Here is a 23,377-nt window from a genome sequence, read left to right as displayed (position 1 = left end):
ACCTTACGCTATACTAGCTTCTGAATTTACCGGCTCAACGCCACGAGCCGGTTTTCACATGGATTTATCAACTTCTCCCTTCCGAGGATCTGGCCTTAACGGTCGGATAAGATATGTTAAACAGTATTTTAGTCATTCTCTGCCTGATCGCCGTGAGTGCGTTTTTCTCGATATCCGAGATCTCGCTTGCTGCATCACGCAAAATAAAACTTAAACTGCTTGCCGATGAAGGCAACGTAAACGCACAACGTGTTTTGAAGATGCAGGAAAACCCCGGCATGTTTTTTACCGTCGTGCAAATTGGCCTTAACGCGGTCGCTATTCTCGGTGGTATTGTCGGTGATGCGGCATTCTCCCCGGCGTTTTACAGCCTTTTCTCGAAGTACTTCACTCCAGAGCTGTCCGAACAGTTAAGCTTTATTCTGTCGTTCTCGCTGGTTACTGGCCTGTTCATCCTGTTCGCGGATTTAACTCCGAAACGCATCGGTATGATTGCGCCAGAAGCTGTGGCTTTGCGTATCATCAACCCGATGCGCTTCTGCCTGCTCGTCTTCCGCCCGCTGGTGTGGTTCTTTAACGGTCTGGCAAATAACATCTTCCGTCTGTTTAAGATCCCGATGGTGCGTAAAGACGACATCACCTCGGACGATATTTACGCCGTGGTCGAAGCGGGTGCGTTGGCAGGGGTTCTGCGTAAGCAGGAACATGAGCTGATTGAAAATGTGTTCGAACTGGAATCCCGTACCGTACCGTCTTCCATGACCTCGCGCGAGAATATTATCTGGTTCGATCTCCACGAAGATGAGCAAAGCCTGAAGAACAAGGTGGCGGAACATCCACACTCCAAATTCCTGGTGTGTAACGAAGATATCGACCACATCATTGGCTATGTCGATTCAAAGGATCTCCTCAACCGCGTACTGGCGAACCAAAGCATGGCGCTGAACAGTGGCGTACAGATCCGCAATACGCTGATTGTGCCGGATACGCTGACGCTCTCTGAAGCGCTGGAAAGCTTCAAAACCGCAGGCGAAGACTTTGCCGTCATCATGAACGAGTACGCGCTGGTGGTGGGGATTATCACGCTCAACGACGTTATGACTACGCTGATGGGCGATTTAGTCGGTCAGGGTCTGGAAGAGCAGATCGTGGCGCGCGATGAAAACTCATGGTTAGTCGATGGCGGTACGCCGATTGATGACGTTATGCGCGTCCTGGATATCGATGAGTTCCCGCAGTCCGGCAACTATGAAACCATCGGCGGCTTTATGATGTTCATGCTGCGTAAAATCCCGAAACGCACCGACTCGGTGAAGTATTCAGGCTACAAATTTGAAGTGGTGGATATCGATAACTACAAGATTGATCAGCTGCTGGTGACGCGTCTGGACAGTAAACCTACCGTACTGGTACCGAAACTGCCGGATGCAAAAGAAGAGGCAAAGGCGTCTTAACGTCCTGCAGAAACATCAACGGCTCCCATTCAGGAGCCGTTTTTTTAACTACCGCATAGCACTTTGATCAAGCCATCTCAGTTTGCAGACGCAAGACCTGACGGTTAACTTCGGACATCACGGAAAAATGCAGTTTGTCCTTCACTTTTGGGATAAGAATCTTACCCTTATCAAATTCAAAAGCGCCTACATCCTTGATATATAACCGTCCACGAAACAGGATCTTCACGTACTTCGCCACCTGCAGCGGGTTGTATCGTTGGAAAATTTTCATTGTTGTCTCCTGCTGAGCATTACGCCTTTGCGGTACCACAATCGGTCCGACAATCCTCAGGCGCAAATTTTAATGCCCTATGACTATAGACTATCTCGCTCATGTTTCCAGCGTGTATAAGTTTATTTACCTTCAGGTTACAAATATTCAGAATTATCTTTTCAACGCTTCGCTGTCTTCAGTATAAGCCTTCATTTTTCGCAGGATTTGTGCGCCCGTCCGCAAACTGGCATCGCGCTTGCGGGAAAAAGCATCAATCGCACATATGATTAAATTCCAGACCCAAGTGGTCGGATCACCTGCAAAATAAAGAAAGAAGGAAAACCTATGACCTTACAAAAACTGCTGGCGCTGTCGTGCCTGCTGCTGCCGATGATTGCCTGTGCGCATTCGTTTGAGACCAACCAGCGCGTACCGCCGGTGGGGATCGCCGATCGCGGCGAACTGATTCTCGATAACGATAAGTTTAGCTACAAAAGCTGGAATAGCGCGCAGCTGCCAGGGAAAGTGCGAATTGTGCAACACATTGCCGGACGCACCTCCGCCAAAGAGAAAAATGCTACGCTGATCGAGGCAATCAAGGCGGCCAACCTGCCGCACGACAAATACCAGACCACCACGATCGTCAACACCGATGACGCTATTCCTGGCTCCGGTATGTTTGTGCGCAGCAGTCTGGAGAGCAATAAGAAGCTCTACCCGTGGTCACAATTTATTGTCGACAGCAATGGCATTGCGCGTAAAGCCTGGCAACTGGATGAAGAGAGCTCCGCTATCGCCGTACTTGATAAGGACGGACGCGTTCAGTGGGCAAAAGATGGTGCGTTGACGCAGGAAGAGGTGCAGCAGGTTATTGCCCTGCTGCACAAATTACTCAGTAAATAGCGACGCGGAAGCCGGGGTTGAGGAATGATTCACGTGGGGTGTAATCCAGAGATTTCCCCTGCCAGTCGTGAACGTGCGCCCCGGCTGCGGCGGCAACGGCGTGGCCAGCAGCAGTGTCCCATACGTTAGTTGGCCCAAAACGTGGGTACAGCTGTGCCTGCCCTTCCGCCACCAGGCAGAACTTCAGCGATGAGCCAATCGACGTGGTCTGGTGCTCACCCAACTGTTGCAGATACTCTTTTAACTCATTGTCAGCATGCGAGCGGCTAATCACCACCAACGGCGGACGCGCGTCACGAACATGGATTTGTTTGCGCACGCCGCACTCTTCTTTCCACGCTTTACCTTCTGCCGCGCTGTACATCACTTTCATCACCGGCGCGTAAACCACGCCCAGTACCGGCTTTCCTTGCTCGATAAGCGCAATATTGACGGTGAATTCACCGTTACGCTTAATGAACTCTTTGGTACCGTCCAGCGGGTCTACCAGCCAGTAGCGCTGCCAGTGCTGGCGAACATCCCAGCCAGGAGGCGCTTCTTCAGACAGGACCGGAATATCCGGCGTCAGCGCCAGTAATCCTTCGAGGATCACCGTATGCGCGGCGATATCCGCCGCCGTGACCGGAGAATCGTCCTGCTTGCTGGTAATCTCCATCGGTTTGATTCCATCGTAGACCTGCATAATGGCATCGCCCGCATTCCGTGCAAGCTGGCATACATGTTCTAACATTCTCCACCTCGTTTCTTTCGTGGTGTTAACTCGTTGTTTTACTTATACCCGATCGCCAAAGGATCCGCCAACTGTGATAGCGTCTGCGGTTTTAAACGCTATATTCATGTCATGATTCACAGTTCTGTAAGCAAGAAGATTTATATACATTTTCTTTTGTGGCTTAGATCTTAAAAGGATGCCCCTGATGATTAAGTTTAGTGCAACGTTTCTGGCCACGCTGATTGCAGCCAGCGTCAATGCCGCGACCGTCGATCTGCGTATAATGGAAACCACTGATTTGCATAGCAATATGATGGATTTCGATTATTACAAAGATACGCCGACTGAAAAATTTGGCCTGGTTCGTACGGCAAGCCTGATCAACGCAGCACGTGGTGAAGTCAAAAACAGCGTGCTGGTTGATAACGGTGATCTGATTCAGGGCAGCCCGCTCGGGGATTATATGGCGGCCAAGGGGCTGAAAGCGGGCGAAACGCATCCGGTATATAAGGCACTGAATACGCTGGATTACGCAGTGGGTAACCTTGGCAACCATGAATTTAACTACGGTCTTGAGTATCTGCACAACGCGCTAGCCGGGGCGAAGTTCCCTTACGTTAACGCCAATATCATCGACGTTAAGACCAAAAAGCCGCTGTTTACTCCTTATCTGATCAAAGAGACTGAGGTTGTCGATCAGGAAGGAAACAAGCAGACGCTGAAAATTGGCTATATCGGTTTTGTGCCGCCGCAGATCATGACCTGGGATAAAGCCAACCTCAGCGGCAAAGTGACCGTGAATGACATTACGGAAACCGCACGTAAATACGTGCCGGAAATGCGAGCCAAAGGTGCCGATGTCGTGGTGGTGGTTGCTCACTCCGGGCTTTCTGCCGACCCATACCAGGCGATGGCGGAAAACTCCGTTTACTACCTCAGTGAAGTTCCGGGCGTGGATGCCATTATGTTTGGTCACGCTCACGCCGTTTTCCCGGGGAAAGACTTTGCCAACATCAAAGGCGCAGATATCACAACAGGTACGCTCAATGGCGTTCCTGCGGTGATGCCGGGCATGTGGGGCGATCACCTGGGCGTGGTGGATTTAGTACTGAATAACGACAGCGGTAAATGGCAGGTTACGCAGGGGAAAGCGCAGGCGCGCCCGATTTATGACGCCGCGGCCAAAAAATCACTGGCTGGCGAAGACCAAAAAATTGTTGAGATCCTAAAAGCCGATCACGATGCCACGCGTGAGTTTGTCAGCAAGCCAATCGGTAAATCTGCCGACAACATGTACAGCTATCTGGCGCTGGTTCAGGACGACCCGACCGTGCAGGTGGTGAATAATGCGCAGAAAGCCTATGTGGAACATTTTATCCAGGGCGATCCGGACCTGGCAAAACTACCGGTACTTTCCGCCGCTGCACCGTTTAAAGTCGGTGGACGCAAGAACGATCCGGCCAGCTTTGTCGAAGTCGAAAAAGGTCAGCTTACCTTCCGTAACGCCGCTGATTTGTATCTCTATCCCAATACCTTGGTCGTGGTGAAAGCCAGCGGTAAAGAGGTGAAAGAGTGGCTGGAATGTTCTGCCGGGCAGTTTAATCAGATTGATATCCACAGCAGCAAACCACAGTCGTTAATTAACTGGGATGGCTTCCGTACCTATAACTTCGACGTGATTGACGGCGTGAATTATCAGATTGATGTTTCACAACCCGCTCGCTATGACGGTGAATGCCAGACGATTAACCCGCAAGCGGAGCGTATTAAAAATCTGACCTTTAACGGTAAACCGATCGATCCGAACGCAACCTTCCTCGTCGCGACCAACAACTACCGCGCCTACGGCGGTAAGTTTGCCGGGACCGGCGACAGCCACATCGCGTTTGCATCACCAGATGAAAACCGCTCGGTGCTGGCAGCATGGATAGGTTCCCAGACAAAGAGCGCAGGCGAAATTCATCCAGCGGCAGATAACAACTGGCGTCTGGCGCCGATTCACAGCGAGACACAACTGGATATTCGCTTTGAAACATCACCGTCTGATAAAGCCGCTGCGTTTATCAAAGAGAAAGGCCAGTATCCACTGAAGAAAGTCGCTACCGATGACATCGGCTTCGCCATTTATCAGTTGGATTTGAGTAAGTAAGACCACGCCGGATGGCGCTGCGCCATCCGGCAAGCCCGACCGGGTCGTTTACGCTGATGCCGGGACGTCTTCGTTCTTAACGGTATGATTTGCCAAAACCTGCGGCAAATTCACCTCTATCCAGTCCGCCAGCGCTGCGACTTTTTCGCTCACCTGCTCACCCAACGGTGTCAGGCTATACTCCACATGCGGCGGTACCACCGGATATGACACCCGATTGATAAACCCGTCCTGTTCTAACGCCTGCAGGGATTGCGCCAGCATTTTTTCACTGACGCCGCCCATCTTACGGCGCAAATCGCTGAAGCGGTGCGTACCGTCGCGCAGCGCCACCAGAATCAATACACCCCAGCGGCTGGTGACGTGTTTTAACACCTCGCGGGAGGGACACTGCTCGGCAAACAAATTGCCATCACGTAATTGCTGGGAGAGCGTCAAAGCTGTCATTTTCATACTAACCTTTTTGTACGTACTTACTAAAAGTAAGTTTAGGTGTTAATGTGATTAAACACAAGACCAATACCAAAGGAGTTATCCTATGATCGCGATTACTGGTGCCACTGGCCAACTGGGCCAACACGTTATTGAAACGCTACTGAAAACCGTTCCTGCCAGCCAGATTGTGGCTATTGTGCGTAATCCTGCTAAAGCGACGGCGCTTAGCCAGCAGGGCATTACCGTTCGTCAGGCGGATTACAGCGATGAAGCTGCCTTTACCACGGCCTTACAGGGGATAGACAAGTTACTGCTAATCTCCTCCAGCGAAGTGGGACAACGTGCCCCGCAGCATCGCAACGTGATTAACGCGGCGAAAGCGGCCCACGTGAAATTTATCGCCTACACCAGCCTGCTGCACGCCGATCGCTCCCCGCTGGGGCTGGCTGATGAGCATGTCGCAACCGAGAAGATGCTGGCTGAATCCGGTATCGCGTACGCGCTGCTGCGTAACGGTTGGTACACCGAAAACTATCTCGCCAGCGCACCAGCCGCGCTGGAACACGGCGTGTTTATTGGGGCGGCGGGAGAAGGCAAAATCGCCTCGGCGACCCGTGCCGACTATGCCGCTGCCGCTGCGCGCGTCATCAGTGAAGACGGTCATGCCGGTAAAATCTATGAACTGGCGGGCGACGCAGGCTGGACCCTGAGCCAGCTGGCGGCCGAACTGGCAAAACAGAGCGGTAAAAAAGTGGTGTATCAAAATCTGAGCGAAGCTGATTTTGCCGCCGCGCTGAAAGGTGTTGGTCTGCCTGCCGGACTGGCGGACATGCTGGCTGACTCAGACGTTGGTGCCTCTAAAGGTGGCCTCTTCGACGACAGCCATACGCTGAGCAAACTGATTGGTCGCCCAACCACGTCGCTGGCAGACAGCGTCAAAGGCATCGTGTAAGTGTTAAAAATTAGTTAATTGTGGTGGCATCCCCGCGCATCCTCTCTGATAATGACATGATGATGCGTGGGGAGAGAAGACGTGCAAGGTGTACCTGAGCAGTTTATTGATGAGAAAGACAGCGCCCGCTTTCGCCATCTGGCACAGGTGCCGGGCGTTGAGCTGTATCATGCGCACATCTCGCGTTACGCCTTTGAACCCCACACCCATGAAGCGTTTGGTATTGGCGCGATAGAAGCCGGAGCCGAACGTTTTCGCTATCGCGGCACGCAGTACGTGGCCCCCGCCCATTCCGTCGTCACCATGAATCCCGATGAGCTACATACCGGCGAAGCGGAAACCGCCGACGGCTGGCGCTATCGGATGATCTATCTTGAGCCAGAGCTTCTGGAAGAAGTCACCGGGATCCGCCACTGGTGGTTTCATGACGTAACGCGTCACGATCCGCTACGCTCGCGCCAGATCTGCTCGCTGATCCATGGCCTGTGGAACACTGAGGATCCGCTGGCGCAAAAAGGGCTATTACTCGATCTGATCGACACGTTCCAGCCGCTGGCCCGCCATGCGCCGGTATTACCGGAGGGATCGCATCGCTTTGAGCGGGTACGCGAGTATTTGCACGATAATTATATGCACCCGGTAACGCTCGACGAACTGGCGCGGGTTGCAGCGCTGAGTCCCTGGCATTTTCAGCGCCAGTTTAAATCTCATTTCCACGTCACGCCGCACCAGATGCTGATGGCGATCCGCCTGTGGCGAGCCAAAGGTTTTCTCACTCACGGAATGCCCGCCGCGGAGGTCGCTGCCGCAACCGGCCTCACCGACCAGTCGCATCTCACCCGCGCGTTTACCCATCGCTATGGTATTACGCCGGTACGTTATCAGAAACAAGTCGTCCGGCGTTGAACAGCAATCTCATACAATACGGCTGCATTTTTCCTGCCTACACTCGACTTATTGTTAAGCGATGTGGATGTCAAAAATGATTAGCGGCGTGTTGTATGCCCTGCTGGCTGGGCTGATGTGGGGATTAATTTTTGTTGGGCCGCTGATCGTACCGGAATACCCGGCGGTATTGCAGTCGATGGGACGCTATCTGGCGCTGGGGCTAATAGCGTTGCCGATTGCCTGGCTGGGGCGTGTGCGCTTGCGTCAGTTGACGCGTAAAGACTGGGTCACTGCGCTGGCGCTAACGATGATGGGTAATCTAATTTATTACGTTTGCCTGGCAAGCGCCATCCAGCGCACTGGCGCGCCGGTTTCAACGATGATTATTGGTACATTGCCGGTTGTGATCCCGGTCTTCGCTAACCTGCTCTACAGCCAGCGCGACGGCAAATTATCATGGTGGCGTCTGTCGCCTGCGCTGGTGCTGATTGGTATCGGTCTGCTGTGCGTGAATATCTCGGAGCTGAATCAAGGCTTACCCGACTTTAGCGGCTGGCGTTATGGTTCTGGAATCGCGCTGGCGCTGATCTCGGTAGTGTGTTGGGCGTGGTATGCGCTGCGTAATGCCCGCTGGCTGCGCGAGAATCCAGATAAGCACCCGATGATGTGGGCGACGGCCCAGGCACTGGTAACGTTGCCTGTTTCTCTGCTCGGTTATATTGCAGCCTGCCTGTGGCTGAACGGGCAAACGCCGGACTTTGCCCTGCCCTTCGGCCCGCGTCCGGGCGTGTTTATCGGCCTGATGATAGCGATTGCGGTATTGTGTTCGTGGGTTGGCGCACTGTGCTGGAACGTCGCCAGCCAAAAATTGCCGACGGTGATCCTCGGCCCGCTGATTGTCTTCGAAACGCTGGCTGGCCTGGTGTACACCTTTATCCTGCGCCAGGAATTCCCGCCGCTGCTGACGGTAAGCGGCATTGCGCTGCTGATTGTTGGGGTGGTGATAGCCGTCAGAGCCAAACCACAGAAACCAAGCGTCGTCGTGGTTCCACAATCATAATGGCCCGGACGGCGCTGCGCTAATCCGACCTACAAGGTATTATTTTGTAGGCCGGAGTAGACGTTAAACTTTAAACACCGCTACGGTCTGATTCAGTCGTGCTGCCTGCTCTTCGAGCGCGGCGGCGGCGGAAGCGGACTCCTCCACCAGCGAGGCGTTTTGCTGCGTCACGCGATCCATCTCGGCAACCGCCTGACCTACCTGATCGATACCCCGGCTCTGTTCATCAGAGGCCGAGGCTATCTCGCCCATGATGTCGGTCACACGGGTCACGGCGCTCACAATTTCCGCCATCGTTTCACCCGCTTCATGCACCAGCGCCGTACCAGCATTTACCCGATTCCCCGAGTCATCAATCAGCGCCTTAATCTCTTTCGCCGCCTGAGCGCTACGCTGTGCCAGTGTACGGACCTCGCCAGCGACCACGGCAAACCCGCGCCCCTGCTCGCCCGCACGCGCCGCTTCTACTGCCGCGTTCAGCGCCAGAATATTAGTCTGGAAGGCAATGCCGTCGATAACATTGGTAATTTGCGCGATTTTGCTGGAACTGGTGGCGATTTCATCCATCGTACGCACCACGCCATCAACCACGGTTCCGCCTTTCTGCGCCGTCTGTGAGGCATTTTTTGCCAGACTGGTCGCCTGACGCGCGTTATCCGCGTTCTGTTTCACGGTAGCGGTGAGTTGTTCCATGCTGGCAGCAGTCTCTTCCAGAGAGGCGGCCTGCTGCTCGGTACGTGAAGAGAGATCGTTACTGCCGGCGGCAATTTCACCTGCGCCGGTATAGATGGTGTCAGCCCCGTCACGCACCACGCTGACTGTGTTCGCCAGCGCCTGCTGCATGTCGCGAACGTTGACTGCCAGCAGCGCCATCTCATTGCTGCCATCGGCGTTGATGCTGTGCGTCAAATCACCCGCAGCAATGTGGCGAATATGCCCCATCACTTAGTGGAGAGGCTTGAGCAGCACTCGCTGCATCGCCAGCCAGCTGGCGATAATCACGGTGACAACAATCAGCATCACGGCAGACAGCAGCCAGATTATCTTCTGGTAATCACTCTCATTGTCCTGCACTCCGGCAGTGGCCAGCGCCGTTTGCGCGCTACGCCATTCCCGATAGACTTCCTGCATGGCCGTTTGCTTTTGCTCGGCATTCTGCTTGAACATCTCTTCCAGCTTACCTTCAGCCAGCAGCGCGTTCATTTTAGCCAGCGTCGCAGAATAGATGCCGTACTGCTCTTCCAGTCGATCGGCCAGATGTTCATCAAGCCCCGGTGTTTCCGGCAGGGCGTAGTATTTATCGTAATGCTCTTTCGATTCGGCCAACAGGCGATTTGCCGTGTTCACCAGTTCCTTCAACTGACCGCCGTTAATCTCGCTGGCCATCGTTCCCTGTAAACGCAACATGCCCCGGTTGAGCGTGACGCGAGCCTGGTTCAGGCTAATCCACGCATCGGTAAACTCGGCCACGTTCTGGCTGGAAAGCTGAGAGACGTTAAAGTTTTGCTTATCGTTATTGAGCGCGCCAATAAAGACGCCCGCGGAGATGAGCTGCATCGCGCCCAGGGCGAGTAACACGGTGATAAGTAGGGTTATCACTTTGATTCGTTTAAACATCTGTAGCCTTTTATTATGCAGGTATTGTCTGAGGTCTAACTATCGGCAGCGGCGTGCGCTTATTTAATCCTGTCGCGCGGCTTTTTTCGCCATCCCTCTCCTTTCTAATAAGATTCAGCACCTTAACGAAACAAGAAATTTTCGTGAGATTCATCACAAAACACCCCACCCCGAAAGGGTTATATCCTTCGCCATAAGTTGCATTTAAAATACATCTTATATTATTGAGAATGAGGTAACGGCAATGTCTTATCGCGATCAACCTTTAGGTGAACTGGCGCTCTCTATTCCTCGCGCTTCGGCCCTGTTTCGTAAATACGATATGGATTACTGCTGCGGCGGTAAGCAAACGCTGGCACGCGCTGCTGCGCGTAAAGAGCTGGATTTAGACGTTATTGAGGCACAGCTCGCGCAGTTGGCTGAACAGCCGCTGGAGAAAGACTGGCGTACCGTGGCACTGGCTGAAATCATCGATCATATCATCGTGCGTTATCACGACAGACACCGCGAACAGCTACCGGAACTGATCCTGCAGGCCACGAAAGTTGAACGCGTTCACGCAGACAAACCGAACGTACCACGCGGTCTGGCGAAAAACCTGACCATGCTGCATGAAGAGCTATCCAGCCATATGGTGAAAGAAGAGCAGATCCTGTTCCCGATGATCAAACAGGGCATGGGTAGCCAGGCGATGGGACCAATCAGCGTGATGGAAAGCGAACATGACGATGCCGGTGAACTGGTCGAAGTGATCAAACACATCACCCATAACGTGACGCCGCCGCCAGAAGCCTGCACCACCTGGAAAGCCATGTATAACGGCATTAACGAGATGATCGACGACTTGATGGAACACATCAGTCTGGAAAATAATGTGTTGTTCCCGCGAGCTCTCGCCGGGGAGTAAAGATATCGCCGGATAGCGCTAACGCGAATCCGGCCTACGGAATTCAGGCCCGGTAAGCATCGCGCTACCGGGCACTAAAATTAACGCATACCTGCCATACGTTTCTTACCGATAAACAACCAACCCAGACCCAGCGCGATGAACCACAGCGGCGTCACGATCAGCGCCTGGCGGGTATCATCTTCCAGCGTCAGCAGTACCAGTACGAAGACGAAGAACGCCATACATATCCAGCACATCAGCTTGCCTAGCGGCATCTTGTAGATTGATTTTTCATGCAGGTGCGGACGCTGCTTGCGGTACACCAGGTACGAGCAAAGAATGATGGTCCAGACGAACATGAACAGAATCGCCGACACGGTAGTGATCATGGTGAACGCGCCAATCACGCTCGGGTTCACGTAAAGCATCACCACGCCGCCCAGCAGACAGATACAGGAGAAGGTTAAACCTTTCGCCGGAACTGCGCGTTTAGACAGTTTGGCAAACGCTTTAGGCGCTACGCCTTCCTGTGCCAGGCCGAACAGCATACGGCTGGTAGAGAACACGCCACTATTTGCGGAAGAGGCAGCTGAAGTCAGCACCACAAAGTTGATCAGGCTCGCCGCGGCAGGCAGACCGACCAGCACAAACAGTTCAACGAATGGGCTCTTGGTTGGCACTACCGAGCTCCACGGTGTTACGGACATAATCACGATCAGCGCAAAAACGTAGAACATGATGATACGGATCGGAATCGAGTTAATGGCGCGCGGTAGAGATTTCTCCGGGTCCTTGGTTTCCGCTGCGGTCGTTCCCACCAGCTCAATACCCACAAACGCGAACACGGCTATCTGGAAGCCAGCAAAGAAGCCGCTCAGACCTTTCGGGAACCAGCCACCGTCATTCCACAGATGCGTGAACGATGCCTGAACGCCGGTTGGCGACTGGAAGTGCGTCAACACCATCACCAGACCAACGACAATCAGGCCGATGATGGCGACGATTTTGATCATCGCAAACCAGAACTCCATCTCACCGAACATTTTTACAGTGGCAAGGTTGAGGCTCAGCAGCAGCACGATCACCGCCAGCGAGGCGACCCAGTCTGAAAGTTCGGGGAACCAGAATTGCGCATACGCCGTAATGGCGACAACGTCTGCCATCCCGGTAACAACCCAGCAGAACCAGTAAGTCCAGCCGGTAAAATACCCGGCCCATGGCCCGAGCAGATCAGAGGCGAAATCACTAAAAGATTTGTACTCCAGATTCGAGAGCAGCAATTCACCCATTGCACGCATCACGAAAAACAGCATAAAACCGATAATCATATACACAAAGATGATCGACGGTCCGGCGAGGCTGATGGTTTTACCAGAGCCCATAAACAGGCCGGTACCAATAGCACCACCAATGGCAATAAGTTGAATATGACGGTTTGTGAGATTGCGCCGTAGCGACTGTTCAGACGAAGCCTCTTCAGCGGCGTCGACTTTTACCTGATCTACCATGTTTTTTCTTCCTGTACCTGTCTGTGTTGTTCAGGCTCTACGGCCTTTAGTGTGTCTATGATACGACGTTCCTGATTATCAGGACTCATCGATATTAGGTAAGAATTGGCGGGATGAATACTAAGATTTAGATATAATGTTAATTTAATGTTTAAAGTGAGTGTCATATCACTCTGATAGCGCGAATCAGCTCACAAAAATACACGCTAACGAGGCATTTGCAAAATAAAATATCGACAACCACGTAACTATAGCTTTTCACGCTATTTTTTTGTTCCCCCCGGCCTCGGAGGGAACAGAAGTCACTGCTTACAGGATCTCAAGCAGCTCAACGTCGAACACCAGCGTGCTGAACGGAGGAATGGACGCGCCAGCGCCACGCTCGCCGTAAGCCAGTTCCTGAGGAATAGTCAGTTCCCATTTGGAACCTACCGGCATCAGGGTCAGCGCTTCAATCCAGCCTGGGATCACGCCGTTAACCGGGAATTCAGCCGGTTCGCCGCGTGCGACAGAGCTGTCAAACACGGTACCGTCGATCAGTTTACCGGTGTAGTGCACGCGAACGCGGTCAGTACGCGCTGGAATAGCACCTTCGCCCTGAGTCAGCACACGGAACTGCAAACCGGATTCAGTGCTGTTCACACCGTCTTTCTCACGGTTTTCTTCCAGATATTTGACGCCATCAGCCGCCATAGCCTGGAAACGCTCGCGACGTACTGCATCAGCGCGTTCGTGGATTTCACGCAGTGCGCGATGCACAACATCAACCGGCACTGCCGGGTGCTTACCTTCCAGCGCGTCAGCGATACCCGCTACCAGCGCTTCAGGCAACAGTCCTTCCAGTCCGGATTCACTCAGCTGTTGTCCTACCTGCAAACCAATGCCGTAGCTTGCTTGCGCTTCGATAGTGTCAAAAGTCGGGTTAGCCATCATATTTCCTTTCATCGGATGTAAAGTAGCGGGCAGCATATCAGCCATGCCGCATCCGGTAAAACTTTGTCTCGGGAACAGATGACAAATCGCGAGGAAACATAAACAATAGGAATACCCCGCGTTGACGTCACGAAAGCGGGTAATATGACGAACATCATAGCATTAGCCATCTATACTCTATGATCGAGGAACGAGACGCGGAGCAGGAGGAAAGCCATGCCCGGGCGCTTTGAATTAAAACCAACCCTGGCGAAAATCTGGCATGCACCGGACAATTTTCGCATTATGGATCCGCTACCGCCTATGCACCGACGCGGCATTATAATTGCTGCTATCGTGCTGGTGATAGGCTTCCTGCTGCCCTCCAGTGACACCAGCGATGCCCCTGTGGTTACGCGTACTGCCCAGCTGGATTTACAGTCACAGTCGCAGCCGCCGACCGAAGCTCAACTGCAGGCACAGTTGGTCGCCCCGCAAAACGATCCGGGCCAGGTCGCTCCGCTTGCGCCTGAGCCAATCCAGGAAGGAGAACCAGACGCGCAGCCGCAGGCTCAGCAATCTCAGCCGCAGACGCAACCTTTCCAACAGGATAGTGGAATTGAGCAGCAGTGGCGCTCCTATCGCGTAGACTCGGGCAAAACGCTGGCGCAGGTATTCCGTGACCATAACCTCCCGCCAACCGATGTATACGCAATGGCGCAGGTTGAAGGTGCCGGAAAACCGCTGAGCAACCTGAAAGACGGCCAGATGGTACAAATCAGGCAGAATGCCAACGGCGTGGTAACGGGATTAACCATTGATACCGGTAATGGTCAGCAGGTACTGTTTACTCGACAACCTAACGGCAGTTTTATTCGCGCCCGTTAACCAGCACACCTGTAGACCTGATAAACACAGCGCATCAGACATCAAGGTGAAGCGTCAGCGCTTCACCTTGTTCACCCACCAGATCCCGGAACAGACCAGCACCAGCGCCAGCGCATATTTCCATTCGAGAATGTTTTCGCCGAGGAATATCGCCGACAGAACCGCCCCCGAAACCGGGATCAGGAAGTTAAACGGCGCAATCATCCCCACGCGGTTATGCTTGAGCAGAATACTCCATAACGCAAAAGCGACCGAAGAGAGTAACGTCAGGTAGCCCAGAATCGCCACTGAAGACGCACCGTGTACGGTCAGCGTGCCACCAAAAGCGTAGCCGCCGATAACCAGCGCCAGACCGCCGACACCCAACTGATATCCTGTCATTACCGTCGGGTCTACCGTCTGAGAAATGCGTTTACCGTATAACGTGGCGGCAGAAAGAATAAAGGCCGCCATCACCACTGAACCGTCCCCTAACAGGCTGAAGCTAAAATCCAGTCCGCTGCTAAAGTTCACCACCATTACGCCGGTAAAACCCAGGATACAGCCCAGCACTTTGTTGTAGCTCAGCTTGTCGTTCTGATAGATAAAATGGGCCAGCAGCACGCTGAAGAAGGTGCCGGTCGCGTTCATGATCGACCCTTTGACCCCCGTCGTGAACGCCAGGCCAATATAGAAGAAGATGTATTGCAGCGAGGTTTGCGTCAGTCCCAACAGCGTGAGCTGACCGTACTGACGCGGGCTTAACCGGCCAATCGGTTTACGCTGCGCCACCGCCAGCAATAGCAGCAATAATCCAGCAAACAGGAAGCGATAGCCGGCAAAGACAATTTTTGAAGGAATGTCATCCGTGGCAATCTGGAAGATCTCATATCCGCTTTTGATCGCCGGATAGGCGCTCCCCCACAGCAGACAGCAGAACGCTGCGCTCAGGTAGACAACATTTTTACGCGCAAACAGAGGTTGGTGCGTTGGTTCCATTCCATCACCACTTTGAAATAATGTTTTATTTTTATGATTATCCCGAAAAGGATAAAGAATAGCCAGAGCGAAAAGCGGAGGGAACAGGAAAGCAAAACGCCGACACAAGGCCGGCGCTTTTACGCGGTAATCAGAATAAAAACTTATTCTGCAACTACGTTTACAGTCAGCTTAGCAAACACTTCGCTGTGAACCTGGAAGCTCACTTCGTGCTCACCAGTGGTACGCAGAACGCCGTTCGGCAGACGAACTTCGCTCTTAGCTACTTCAACGCCAGCTGCAGTTACAGCGTCAGCGATGTCGCGAGTACCGATGGAACCGAACAGTTTACCTTCGTCGCCAGCTTTAGACGCGATGGTTACGGTTTCCAGTGCGTTGATTTTCTCAGCACGAGCTTCAGCAGCGGACAGAACGTCAGCCAGTTTAGCTTCCAGCTCAGCGCGACGCGCTTCGAAAAATTCAACGTTTTTCTTGGTAGCAGGAACAGCTTTACCCTGTGGTACCAGGAAGTTACGAGCATAGCCCGCTTTAACGTTAACCTGATCACCCAGGCTACCCAGGTTTGCTACTTTATCAAGCAGAATAACTTGCATTACCTTATCCTCTCAAAGTCGTATTAATGGACCGTGACCGATTACTGATGACGATCAGTGTACGGCAGCAGGGACAGGTAGCGAGCGCGTTTGATAGCGCGAGCCAGCTGACGCTGGTATTTTGCACGGGTACCGGTGATACGGCTTGGGACAATCTTACCGCTTTCGGTGATGTAGTTTTTCAGCGTAGCGATATCTTTATAGTCGATCTCTTGAACGCCTTCCGCGGTGAAACGGCAGAACTTGCGACGACGGAAATAACGTGCCATATGGCTAGTCTCCAGAATCTATCAATTCAATCTGCTCGGCATGCAGAACCATTTTGCTCAGGCCGTTCTTTGCCTTGTGGCAAGAGATGAACCCCTGAACGGTCACTGCGCTACCGACCGTTATACTGTGAGTAATGGCCTGGTTTTCGTGTCCGCTAATAATAACGGGCATTTGGCACCACGCCTGCCGGTGAAACCCGGCTTCCTCCTGCACAGAACGATGCTCAAGCACGAACTGGCAATGAGGAATTCCTGATGGACTGACCTTTCGAAGGGGAGCCCTGCACACGGTGCCGGACAACGCCAGACGGTTGGTCATCAGAAATTACTCTTCAGAATCCCCAGCTTCAGCATCATCTGCGGTTTCGTTAGCGAAATCATCGCGACGTTCACGACGCTCGTCTTTCGCTTTAACCATCGGAGATGCTTCGGTAACAGCGTGTTTAGTACGCATAACCATGCTGCGGATAACGGCATCGTTGAAGCGGAAGGTAGTTTCCAGCTCATCGATCACTTCCTGCGGCGCTTCAACGTTCAGCAGAACGTAGTGAGCTTTGTGCAGTTTGTTGATCGGGTAAGCCAGCTGACGGCGGCCCCAGTCTTCCAGACGGTGGATCGTGCCTTCTGCACCAGTGATGGCAGCAGTGTAGCGTTCGATCATACCCGGAACCTGTTCGCTCTGGTCAGGATGGACCATAAAAACGATTTCGTAATGACGCATCGAATTGCTCCTTACGGATTATTCAGCCTCCTGTCTGGGTCAGCCGAGGCCCGGGGAGGCAAGGAACGTGTTAAAGGTCGGCTGAAAAATTGACGCGTCATAATACTGGCGCCTGCCACTAAACTCAAGGTAATTGTACGATTATTTATCGTGTCGCCATTAATACATATCCAGCAGCATTTTGACGCTGATGCAAATGGAGACAATGACAATCATGGGTCGGATAACTTTCTTGCCGCGCGTTAGTACGACCGTCGCGCCAAGACGTGCGCCGAGGGACTGCCCGGCAAACATCACCAGCCCCAGCGACCAGATCATTTTACCGCCAAAAATGAAGAACAATATCGAGGCGATGTTGGACGCCAGGTTAATAAAATTCGAGTGAATTTGCGCCTTATCGATGCTGTATCCCCACAGCAGGATATAGCTGAGGGTATAAAAGGAGCCAGCCCCGGCACCGAGAAAGCCGTCATAAAAACCAATGCATCCCCCGCCGATCAACGAGAAGAGAAACAGGGATACCTGCTGCTTTCTTTTCGGTTCGCTGAGATTTGGCGCAAAAATAAAGTAGATGGCGACCGCGATAATCAGGATCGGGAGCAGTTTCTTCAGCAGTTCCGGTTCAATGAACTGGATAAGCGTCGTTCCCATCGCAGAACCGATAAAGGCAGATAAAAACACATACTTGTGCTCCTGCACGTTGATATGCCCCCGGCGTAAAAAATAAATCCCGGAGGTCAGCGAGCTGCCCAGCGCCTGAATTTTATTGGTTGCCAGCGCATTCGCCGGGGGTAAACCAGAAATTAACAGTGCGCCAATCGAGAGAAAACCACCGCCGCCCGACACCACGTTAATAAAGCCTGCCACCAGCGCGACCATAAACATAATCACAAAGTAGCTGAAATCCATGAATGAAGTATCCATAAGTTTTTGCCTTATTATCATAAAGTTATATTAATTATCCGGCTCACTATAAACGGCGTACTCACCCGATTAAATTGACTATTTGGTAAGTGCTTATGCGCGAAAGACAGGTATTTTTCACCGCGCGGTACACACCGGCGGCCTGTTAATAAAAGAAAAGATGGTCATGCGGTAATTTTTTGAACAACTGCATCAGAAATGGTCGCTATCGACTGCGCCGGTAACGGTTAAAATTACATCAGAAGCTAATCACTCACAGGAGAGAGGCAACCAGAGACCGCAGTCGAGGAGGTACATATGCGAGCCCGTGTTTTGACCCTTCTGGCTATGCTTTTGCTTAGTGCAAATGCAACGGCAGCCATCAAAATTGACAATCATCAGGCCAGGAATATGGATGATGTGCAGAGCTTAGGCGTCATTTACATAAATCATAACTTCGCCACTGAAAGTGAAGCCACTCAGGCCCTGAATGAAGAGACCGATGCGCAAGGCGCAACCTACTACCACGTGATCCTCACCAGGGAACCCGGTAGTAACGGAAATATGCACGCCAGTGCAGATATTTACCGCTAGCACCAGAAATAACCAACGAGAACATTGCCGCAGTTTAATTTGCCCCCATAACAGGGGGCTTTTTTTGCAACAAAGTCCCGAAACCAGATCGATAACATCCCCTGAATGATTGGGCTCCAGGACTTAGTCGTTACTTCTGTCCGTAATAGGCGTCTGGGCCGTGCTTACGCATGAAATGCTTATTCATCAGATAGCTGTCGATGGGGCTAAGAGCCGGATTAATACCACGCGCAATCCATGCCATTTTTGCCACTTCCTCCATTACCACGGCGTTATGTACCGCGTCGTGAGCATCCTTGCCCCAGGCAAACGGGCCATGCTGGTACACCACTACGCCAGGCGTATGCAAAGGTTCCACCTCCCCCAGCGTTTCGACAATCACCTTGCCGGTATTTAGCTCATACTCGCCCTGAACTTCAGCTTCAGTTAACGCCCTGGTGCAGGGAATATCGCCAAAGAAGTAATCCGCATGCGTCGTGCCGAACGAGGGAATTGCCAGACCCGCCTGCGCCCATGCCGTCGCGTGGGTTGAGTGGGTGTGCACCACGCCGCCGAGAGAAGAATAGCGGCGATACAGCACCAGATGGGTGGCGGTATCAGAAGAAGGACGATAGCGCCCTTCCACTACGTTGCCGGCCAGATCCACAACCACCATGTCATCTACCTGCATCGTTTGGTAGTCGACGCCGCTAGGCTTAATCACCACCAGCCCGCGCTCGCGGTCAATGGCGCTGACGTTCCCCCAGGTGAACGTCACCAGCCCGTAGCGCGGCAAATCCATATTGGCCTCAAAAACCTGCTGTTTAAGTTTTTGCATTACACCGCCTCCACCAGACCTGCGCTGGCCATTCGCGCCTTCACCCAGTCGCGCGCCTTCGCGACTTCACGTGCCGGGTCGTCCGACGTTTCACTCCACATCTCAATCAGGTATGGTCCGCAGTACCCACTCTGTTTGAGCGTCGCAAAACAACGTTCGAACTCAACAACCCCTTCACCAAACGGCACATTTTTGAATACACCGGGTTTGGTATCCTTCACGTGTACGGCAACGATATGACCCATCCCAGCCTGCAGCTCCATCTGCACGTCGTTATCCCACGCCGACAAATTGCCAATATCGGGATACAACTGGAACCACGGATTGTTGAGATAGTGGGCATAACCCAGTGCCTTGCTGATCGAATTCATCAGCGGATAATCCATGATTTCCATCGCCAGCGTCACCTGCGCGCGGCTCGCCATCTCCACGCTCTCTTTCAGCCCATCGCGAAACCGACGACGCGTTTCGTTATTGGCCTGCTGGTAATAGACGTCGTAACCCGCCAGTTGAATAACGCGAATACCGATATCCTGCGCAAACTGAATGGCTTTACGCAAGATCTCCAGCCCCTGTTCGCGCACCGCATCATCTTCACTGCCAAGCGGGAAACGACGATGAGCGCTCAGGCACATGGACGGTACGCGTATCCCTGTCTCGGCGATAGCGGCCACCAGCGCCAGTCGCTGCTCGCGGCGCCAGTCAAGACGCGCCAGGCGATCGTCGGTTTCATCAACCGATATTTCAACAAAATCAAAGCCCAGTTCCTTCGCCAGCTGCAAGCGTTCCAGCCAGCACTCCCCGCCGGGGAGCGCTTTTTCATAGATACCGAGCGGGACCTGTTTCGACAACATAGTCGCTCCTTATCCCCACAGTTGGGCGATGGAACGTTTGAACTGACGCGCAGCGTCTACCGGAGAGGCGGCATCGCGAATGCTGCGTCCGGCAATAAAGACGTGGATAGGGATCCCCTGGAACAGCGGCAAATCCTCCAGCGCCAGGCCGCCGGTGACGGTGACCTTAAAGCCCATATCAGAAAGGCGTTTGATGGCGCTGATATCTGCCTCTCCCCATGCCACACCCGCCGCCTGCGCGTCACGGCTGCGGTGATATACCACTTGCCCAATGCCCGCGTCACGCCACTCCTGCGCCTGCTCCCAGGTCCAGTAACCAGTCAGTTCAATCTGCACGTCGCCGTTAAATTCTTTCGCCACCTCCAGCGCCCCCCTGGTGGTATTGATATCCGCGCAGCAGATGACGGTAACCCAGTCAGCATTGGCTTCGAAACACATGCGCGAGAGGATTTTACCCGCGTCGGCGATTTTGGCATCCGCCAGCACAATTTTATGCGGATAAAGCGCCTTCAGATCGCGTACGGCGCGCACCCCCTCTGCCACGCAAAGAATCGTGCCCACCTCAATGATATCGACCTCTTCGGCAATCAGACGCGTCGTTTCATAGGCGGAAGACATTGATTGGTTATCCAGCGCAACCTGCAACATAGGTAATGACATTTTGGTATCCTTTTAAACAGCCGCCGCAGTGGCGTTATCAATTAAATCCAGCACTTCCTGCGCGGTACGGCAGGCACGTAAACGGTCGAAATTGGCTTCGTCGTCAAAAAGATTCACGATCTGCATGATGCCGACTTCCTGATGTGTGTTGGCGTCTACTGCCGCCATGGTGATCAGGATGTCGACCGGGTCGTTATCTTCGTGGTTAAACACCAGCGGTGTTTTCAGCGTCACCAGCGCAAAACCGGTTTTCTTAACCCCTTCCTCCGGACGGCCGTGCGGCATCGCCAGGCCGGGCGCAATCACGAAATACGGGCCGAACTGTTCGACTCCGTCGAGGATGGCCTGGTAGTAGCGTGGTTCAACCACATCAGCCTTAACCAGCAGATCCACGCTCAGCTTTACCGCTTCCTGCCAGGAACTGGCCTCGGCCTGTAAAAGGATGGCGTCATTGTCTGCCAGCGAATCACGTAATTTCATAGGCCGCCTCCTTACTTCACGTCCTGAGGGAAATGCGCGTTGATCACTTCCAGCAGTTTTGGTCCAAAATCGGCGGGAGACAGCATGTTGCGTACGCCAACAACATATTTATTGCCCGATACGGTAATCTCACCGGCGATATGGGTAGAAGCGATGATGATATCCGCGCCGCTCAGTTCACTTTTGTATTCACCTACTGCGCAACTGTTTACCGTATGGTCAATATTTGACTGGGTTAAAAACTGATCCACCTTCATCTTCATGATCATGGAACTCCCCTGCCCATTGCCACATACAGCCAAAATACGTACGGTCATAATCGGAACTCCTTATTAAGCAGAGTGTTCTGCCAGTTGTTTTTCTGCGTCTTCCTCAGCGCGCAAGGTGCGTCCTGCGAAAAACATATAAGCCAGTGCAATCAGAATAATGACGGCCATAAACACGATGCCGATGGTGGCAAAGCCCTGCATCATCGGCGGCGCCAGAATTGACCAGTCCGCCATGCCCATCCAGGCGCTCATCCCGGTGAGCTTCACCGCCCAGACGCAGCCGAAGATTTCGATCATCCCCATCACCAGGCAAATCTTGAGCGCCGCGCGCCAGCCGCCAAAGTGGTTAGCAAACACGCCGATAGTCGCGTTCGAGAAGAACATCGGAATAAAGCCAGGGATAATCAGAATAGAAGAGCCGCAACCCACCAGGATGCCCACCGCAATCAGTTGGCCGATGGTGCCCCACATAAAGCCCCAGACCACCGCGTTGGGCGCAAAGCTATAAATCGCCGCGCAGTCGATAGCCAGCACTGCACCCGGGATCAGACGTTGAGAGATACCGTTGAACGCTTCTGAAAGCTCAGCAACGAACATACGTACGCCCTGAGTGATGATGAAAATAGCGACGGCAAACGAAAAACCGGTCTGCAGGATATAGACCGTCCAGTGAGTTTTACCCGCCATCGCCTGAACTACATCAATGCCGAAAGAGAGCAGGATCGCGCCGAAGAAGAGGGTCATAACAATCGCGGTAGAAACGATGTTGTCATGGAAGATATTCAGCCAGCCCGGCAGCTTCAGATCTTCAACACTCTCCTCTTTCTTACCCAGATAAGGCGCGACTTTGTAGGCAATCCATGAAGCGAACTGCTGCTGGTGACCGATGGAGAAACCGCAGCCGTCGGTCACTTCCTGCGTCGGCTTGTACATCATATTGGAAGTAATGCCCCAGTAGAGGGACACCAGCACCGCGGTGCAGATGATGGTGGTCCACATCGGGTAACCAAAGATGTAGAGAGAGACGGCAATCAGGCCCGCCTGCTGGAACATTATGTGGCCGGTCAACATGATGGTGCGAATGCCGGTAATACGCCGTAGCAGTACGTAACAAATATTCAGCGCCAGCGCCAACAACACCGCATAACCCACCCAACTATAGGCATCGCCCATACGTTCGATGGTTGCCATCATGGAGGCATAGGTATCGGAAATCGCACCATTGATACCGTAAACTTCGGACATCTTTGCCACCACCGGTTTAAACGTGCTGGTCAGAATGCCCGATCCCGCTTGCAGCAACATAAAACCGATAATCGTTTTGATCGTGCCTTTGATAATAACGCTGACGCTTTTACGCAGCAGGATGTAACCAAGACAGGTCACAATACCCAACAGCAAGGGCGCGTTGGTCATAACCTGATTAAAAAAGACGGTAAAGATGTTGTAGAGGATCTCCATAACGATCTCCAGTAGACGAAGTTGCTGAACATTCATTACAGATGCCCAGGATGTTGTGCCCTCACTCTAGTTTTCAAAAATAATCACAACAAGATTGAATTTGATTAAATGTGATGCAGTACGCAAATAATTCACACACTTGCAGAGTGGCTTTA

General features: G+C 52.8%; 26 protein-coding genes and 1 pseudogene. 9 read left to right on the top strand and 18 right to left on the bottom strand.

Going from position 1 to position 23,377, the window contains the following annotated elements; genetic code table 11:
- The first annotated feature begins 113 nt into the window (after positions 1-113).
- Complete coding sequence (locus HV334_RS02520) at positions 114-1,454, top strand: hemolysin family protein (RefSeq protein ID WP_003830418.1); 1,341 nt, start codon at positions 114-116, stop codon at positions 1,452-1,454.
- 67 nt (positions 1,455-1,521) lie between these two features.
- Here the strand turns inward: HV334_RS02520 and HV334_RS02515 are convergent, their stop codons facing one another.
- Entirely contained in the window at positions 1,522-1,728 is a 207-nt protein-coding gene (locus tag HV334_RS02515) for a DUF1107 domain-containing protein (protein ID WP_003025710.1), read from the bottom strand.
- Positions 1,729-2,055: 327 nt separating this feature from the next.
- Between HV334_RS02515 and HV334_RS02510 the strand changes: the two genes are divergently transcribed.
- Positions 2,056-2,613, top strand: coding sequence for a YtfJ family protein (locus tag HV334_RS02510; RefSeq protein WP_016151446.1), 558 nt, complete (start codon positions 2,056-2,058; stop codon positions 2,611-2,613).
- Here HV334_RS02510 and cysQ read toward each other — a convergent pair.
- Positions 2,603-3,343, bottom strand: coding sequence for a 3'(2'),5'-bisphosphate nucleotidase CysQ (gene cysQ, locus HV334_RS02505; protein WP_016151445.1), 741 nt, complete (start codon positions 3,341-3,343; stop codon positions 2,603-2,605). The genes HV334_RS02510 and cysQ overlap by 11 nt on opposite strands.
- A gap of 187 nt (positions 3,344-3,530) precedes the next feature.
- On the opposite strand from cysQ, the gene cpdB reads away from it, so the two are divergent.
- Entirely contained in the window at positions 3,531-5,474 is a 1,944-nt protein-coding gene (cpdB, locus tag HV334_RS02500; protein ID WP_016155525.1) for a 2',3'-cyclic-nucleotide 2'-phosphodiesterase, read from the top strand.
- A 48-nt stretch (positions 5,475-5,522) separates the two neighbouring features.
- Here cpdB and HV334_RS02495 read toward each other — a convergent pair whose 3' ends face one another.
- On the bottom strand, positions 5,523-5,927 hold the full coding sequence (locus HV334_RS02495; RefSeq protein WP_016151443.1) for a helix-turn-helix domain-containing protein: 405 nt from the start codon (positions 5,925-5,927) through the stop codon (positions 5,523-5,525).
- 85 nt (positions 5,928-6,012) lie between these two features.
- Here HV334_RS02495 and HV334_RS02490 point away from each other — a divergent pair, with 85 nt between their 5' ends.
- The 3 genes from HV334_RS02490 to HV334_RS02480 all read left to right on the top strand — a co-directional run bounded on the left by HV334_RS02490 (position 6,013) and on the right by HV334_RS02480 (position 8,809).
- Positions 6,013-6,861, top strand: coding sequence for an SDR family oxidoreductase (locus tag HV334_RS02490; RefSeq protein ID WP_046275833.1), 849 nt, complete (start codon positions 6,013-6,015; stop codon positions 6,859-6,861).
- An 81-nt stretch (positions 6,862-6,942) separates the two neighbouring features.
- Positions 6,943-7,767, top strand: a complete 825-nt coding sequence (locus tag HV334_RS02485) for an AraC family transcriptional regulator (protein ID WP_094761019.1) — start codon at positions 6,943-6,945, stop codon at positions 7,765-7,767.
- Positions 7,768-7,843: 76 nt separating this feature from the next.
- Positions 7,844-8,809 carry a DMT family transporter gene (locus HV334_RS02480; protein WP_016151440.1) on the top strand — a complete coding sequence of 322 codons (966 nt, stop codon included), beginning with the start codon at positions 7,844-7,846 and terminating at the stop codon, positions 8,807-8,809.
- Between the two features lie 63 nt (positions 8,810-8,872).
- Here HV334_RS02480 and HV334_RS25450 read toward each other — a convergent pair.
- Positions 8,873-10,426 (bottom strand): annotated as a pseudogene (locus HV334_RS25450) (methyl-accepting chemotaxis protein).
- Between the two features lie 244 nt (positions 10,427-10,670).
- Between HV334_RS25450 and ytfE the strand changes: the two are divergent.
- Positions 10,671-11,333, top strand: coding sequence for an iron-sulfur cluster repair protein YtfE (ytfE, locus tag HV334_RS02470; RefSeq protein WP_049282112.1), 663 nt, complete (start codon positions 10,671-10,673; stop codon positions 11,331-11,333).
- An 80-nt stretch (positions 11,334-11,413) separates the two neighbouring features.
- Here ytfE and cycA read toward each other — a convergent pair whose 3' ends face one another.
- Together cycA and fklB are read right to left on the bottom strand one after the other, a co-directional pair.
- Entirely contained in the window at positions 11,414-12,823 is a 1,410-nt protein-coding gene (gene cycA, locus HV334_RS02465) for a D-serine/D-alanine/glycine transporter (protein ID WP_181221128.1), read from the bottom strand.
- 309 nt (positions 12,824-13,132) lie between these two features.
- Positions 13,133-13,753 carry an FKBP-type peptidyl-prolyl cis-trans isomerase gene (gene fklB, locus HV334_RS02460; protein WP_029139741.1) on the bottom strand — a complete coding sequence of 207 codons (621 nt, stop codon included), beginning with the start codon at positions 13,751-13,753 and terminating at the stop codon, positions 13,133-13,135.
- A 219-nt stretch (positions 13,754-13,972) separates the two neighbouring features.
- On the opposite strand from fklB, the gene HV334_RS02455 reads away from it, so the two are divergent.
- A complete protein-coding gene (locus tag HV334_RS02455; protein WP_016151435.1) occupies positions 13,973-14,623 on the top strand; it encodes an OapA family protein in 651 nt (216 codons plus the stop codon).
- 54 nt (positions 14,624-14,677) lie between these two features.
- On the opposite strand, the gene HV334_RS02450 is transcribed toward HV334_RS02455, so the two are convergent.
- From HV334_RS02450 to HV334_RS02425, 6 genes are all read right to left on the bottom strand, one after another.
- Positions 14,678-15,601, bottom strand: coding sequence for a DMT family transporter (locus HV334_RS02450; protein WP_019078212.1), 924 nt, complete (start codon positions 15,599-15,601; stop codon positions 14,678-14,680).
- A gap of 143 nt (positions 15,602-15,744) precedes the next feature.
- Positions 15,745-16,194 (bottom strand): 50S ribosomal protein L9, encoded by a 450-nt coding sequence (rplI, locus tag HV334_RS02445; protein WP_003025676.1) that lies wholly within the window; start codon positions 16,192-16,194, stop codon positions 15,745-15,747.
- 41 nt (positions 16,195-16,235) lie between these two features.
- Positions 16,236-16,463: a 30S ribosomal protein S18 gene (rpsR, locus tag HV334_RS02440; RefSeq protein ID WP_000135199.1), complete on the bottom strand. Its 228-nt coding sequence runs from the start codon at positions 16,461-16,463 to the stop codon at positions 16,236-16,238.
- 4 nt (positions 16,464-16,467) lie between these two features.
- A complete protein-coding gene (gene priB, locus HV334_RS02435; protein WP_003025674.1) occupies positions 16,468-16,782 on the bottom strand; it encodes a primosomal replication protein N in 315 nt (104 codons plus the stop codon).
- 6 nt (positions 16,783-16,788) lie between these two features.
- Positions 16,789-17,184, bottom strand: coding sequence for a 30S ribosomal protein S6 (rpsF, locus tag HV334_RS02430; RefSeq protein WP_016151433.1), 396 nt, complete (start codon positions 17,182-17,184; stop codon positions 16,789-16,791).
- A 159-nt stretch (positions 17,185-17,343) separates the two neighbouring features.
- A complete protein-coding gene (locus tag HV334_RS02425) occupies positions 17,344-18,108 on the bottom strand; it encodes a TSUP family transporter (protein ID WP_016151432.1) in 765 nt (254 codons plus the stop codon).
- A 297-nt stretch (positions 18,109-18,405) separates the two neighbouring features.
- Between HV334_RS02425 and yjfY the strand changes: the two genes are divergently transcribed.
- Positions 18,406-18,681, top strand: coding sequence for a DUF1471 family protein YjfY (gene yjfY / locus HV334_RS02420; RefSeq protein WP_016155520.1), 276 nt, complete (start codon positions 18,406-18,408; stop codon positions 18,679-18,681).
- A 130-nt stretch (positions 18,682-18,811) separates the two neighbouring features.
- Here yjfY and HV334_RS02415 read toward each other — a convergent pair whose 3' ends face one another.
- The 6 genes from HV334_RS02415 to ulaA are packed head-to-tail and all read right to left on the bottom strand — an operon-like array spanning position 18,812 to position 23,222.
- Positions 18,812-19,498: an L-ribulose-5-phosphate 4-epimerase gene (locus tag HV334_RS02415; RefSeq protein WP_153689797.1), complete on the bottom strand. Its 687-nt coding sequence runs from the start codon at positions 19,496-19,498 to the stop codon at positions 18,812-18,814.
- The gene (locus HV334_RS02410; RefSeq protein ID WP_181221127.1) at positions 19,498-20,352 is read right to left on the bottom strand and encodes an L-ribulose-5-phosphate 3-epimerase; all 855 of its coding nucleotides are present in this window, start codon (positions 20,350-20,352) and stop codon (positions 19,498-19,500) included. Before HV334_RS02410 ends, HV334_RS02415 begins: the two co-directional genes overlap by 1 nt.
- A gap of 9 nt (positions 20,353-20,361) precedes the next feature.
- Complete coding sequence (ulaD, locus tag HV334_RS02405) at positions 20,362-21,012, bottom strand: 3-keto-L-gulonate-6-phosphate decarboxylase UlaD (RefSeq protein WP_046275837.1); 651 nt, start codon at positions 21,010-21,012, stop codon at positions 20,362-20,364.
- Positions 21,013-21,024: 12 nt separating this feature from the next.
- The gene (ulaC, locus tag HV334_RS02400) at positions 21,025-21,492 is read right to left on the bottom strand and encodes a PTS ascorbate transporter subunit IIA (protein ID WP_109017781.1); all 468 of its coding nucleotides are present in this window, start codon (positions 21,490-21,492) and stop codon (positions 21,025-21,027) included.
- Between the two features lie 11 nt (positions 21,493-21,503).
- Positions 21,504-21,809 carry a PTS ascorbate transporter subunit IIB gene (gene ulaB / locus HV334_RS02395; RefSeq protein ID WP_016151426.1) on the bottom strand — a complete coding sequence of 102 codons (306 nt, stop codon included), beginning with the start codon at positions 21,807-21,809 and terminating at the stop codon, positions 21,504-21,506.
- 15 nt (positions 21,810-21,824) lie between these two features.
- Positions 21,825-23,222 (bottom strand): PTS ascorbate transporter subunit IIC, encoded by a 1,398-nt coding sequence (gene ulaA, locus HV334_RS02390; RefSeq protein WP_181221841.1) that lies wholly within the window; start codon positions 23,220-23,222, stop codon positions 21,825-21,827.
- Positions 23,223-23,377 lie beyond the last annotated feature (155 nt).

Origin of the sequence: Citrobacter sp. RHBSTW-00944, assembly GCF_013615435.1 — a bacterium.
Taxonomy (GTDB): Bacteria; Pseudomonadota; Gammaproteobacteria; order Enterobacterales; family Enterobacteriaceae; genus Citrobacter; species Citrobacter braakii.
Note: the sequence above shows the minus strand (reverse complement) of the source record. Positions and strands in the feature narration are given on the sequence as shown.

Excerpts from the sequence above, each read along its gene's own strand:
- cycA (WP_181221128.1), bottom strand. The coding sequence starts at position 12,823 with ATGGTAGATCAGGTAAAAGTCGACGCCGCTGAAGAGGCTTCGTCTGAA.
- yjfY (WP_016155520.1), top strand. The coding sequence starts at position 18,406 with ATGCGAGCCCGTGTTTTGACCCTTCTGGCTATGCTTTTGCTTAGTGCA.
- ulaA (WP_181221841.1), bottom strand. The coding sequence starts at position 23,222 with ATGGAGATCCTCTACAACATCTTTACCGTCTTTTTTAATCAGGTTATG.
- ulaB (WP_016151426.1), bottom strand. The coding sequence starts at position 21,809 with ATGACCGTACGTATTTTGGCTGTATGTGGCAATGGGCAGGGGAGTTCC.
- ytfE (WP_049282112.1), top strand. The coding sequence starts at position 10,671 with ATGTCTTATCGCGATCAACCTTTAGGTGAACTGGCGCTCTCTATTCCT.
- HV334_RS02515 (WP_003025710.1), bottom strand. The coding sequence starts at position 1,728 with ATGAAAATTTTCCAACGATACAACCCGCTGCAGGTGGCGAAGTACGTG.
- ulaD (WP_046275837.1), bottom strand. The coding sequence starts at position 21,012 with ATGTCATTACCTATGTTGCAGGTTGCGCTGGATAACCAATCAATGTCT.
- fklB (WP_029139741.1), bottom strand. The coding sequence starts at position 13,753 with ATGGCTAACCCGACTTTTGACACTATCGAAGCGCAAGCAAGCTACGGC.
- rpsF (WP_016151433.1), bottom strand. The coding sequence starts at position 17,184 with ATGCGTCATTACGAAATCGTTTTTATGGTCCATCCTGACCAGAGCGAA.
- HV334_RS02450 (WP_019078212.1), bottom strand. The coding sequence starts at position 15,601 with ATGGAACCAACGCACCAACCTCTGTTTGCGCGTAAAAATGTTGTCTAC.
- HV334_RS02415 (WP_153689797.1), bottom strand. The coding sequence starts at position 19,498 with ATGCAAAAACTTAAACAGCAGGTTTTTGAGGCCAATATGGATTTGCCG.
- HV334_RS02510 (WP_016151446.1), top strand. The coding sequence starts at position 2,056 with ATGACCTTACAAAAACTGCTGGCGCTGTCGTGCCTGCTGCTGCCGATG.
- HV334_RS02425 (WP_016151432.1), bottom strand. The coding sequence starts at position 18,108 with ATGGATACTTCATTCATGGATTTCAGCTACTTTGTGATTATGTTTATG.
- cysQ (WP_016151445.1), bottom strand. The coding sequence starts at position 3,343 with ATGTTAGAACATGTATGCCAGCTTGCACGGAATGCGGGCGATGCCATT.
- rplI (WP_003025676.1), bottom strand. The coding sequence starts at position 16,194 with ATGCAAGTTATTCTGCTTGATAAAGTAGCAAACCTGGGTAGCCTGGGT.
- HV334_RS02455 (WP_016151435.1), top strand. The coding sequence starts at position 13,973 with ATGCCCGGGCGCTTTGAATTAAAACCAACCCTGGCGAAAATCTGGCAT.
- HV334_RS02490 (WP_046275833.1), top strand. The coding sequence starts at position 6,013 with ATGATCGCGATTACTGGTGCCACTGGCCAACTGGGCCAACACGTTATT.
- cpdB (WP_016155525.1), top strand. The coding sequence starts at position 3,531 with ATGATTAAGTTTAGTGCAACGTTTCTGGCCACGCTGATTGCAGCCAGC.
- priB (WP_003025674.1), bottom strand. The coding sequence starts at position 16,782 with ATGACCAACCGTCTGGCGTTGTCCGGCACCGTGTGCAGGGCTCCCCTT.
- rpsR (WP_000135199.1), bottom strand. The coding sequence starts at position 16,463 with ATGGCACGTTATTTCCGTCGTCGCAAGTTCTGCCGTTTCACCGCGGAA.
- HV334_RS02520 (WP_003830418.1), top strand. The coding sequence starts at position 114 with ATGTTAAACAGTATTTTAGTCATTCTCTGCCTGATCGCCGTGAGTGCG.
- HV334_RS02480 (WP_016151440.1), top strand. The coding sequence starts at position 7,844 with ATGATTAGCGGCGTGTTGTATGCCCTGCTGGCTGGGCTGATGTGGGGA.
- HV334_RS02495 (WP_016151443.1), bottom strand. The coding sequence starts at position 5,927 with ATGAAAATGACAGCTTTGACGCTCTCCCAGCAATTACGTGATGGCAAT.
- ulaC (WP_109017781.1), bottom strand. The coding sequence starts at position 21,492 with ATGAAATTACGTGATTCGCTGGCAGACAATGACGCCATCCTTTTACAG.
- HV334_RS02410 (WP_181221127.1), bottom strand. The coding sequence starts at position 20,352 with ATGTTGTCGAAACAGGTCCCGCTCGGTATCTATGAAAAAGCGCTCCCC.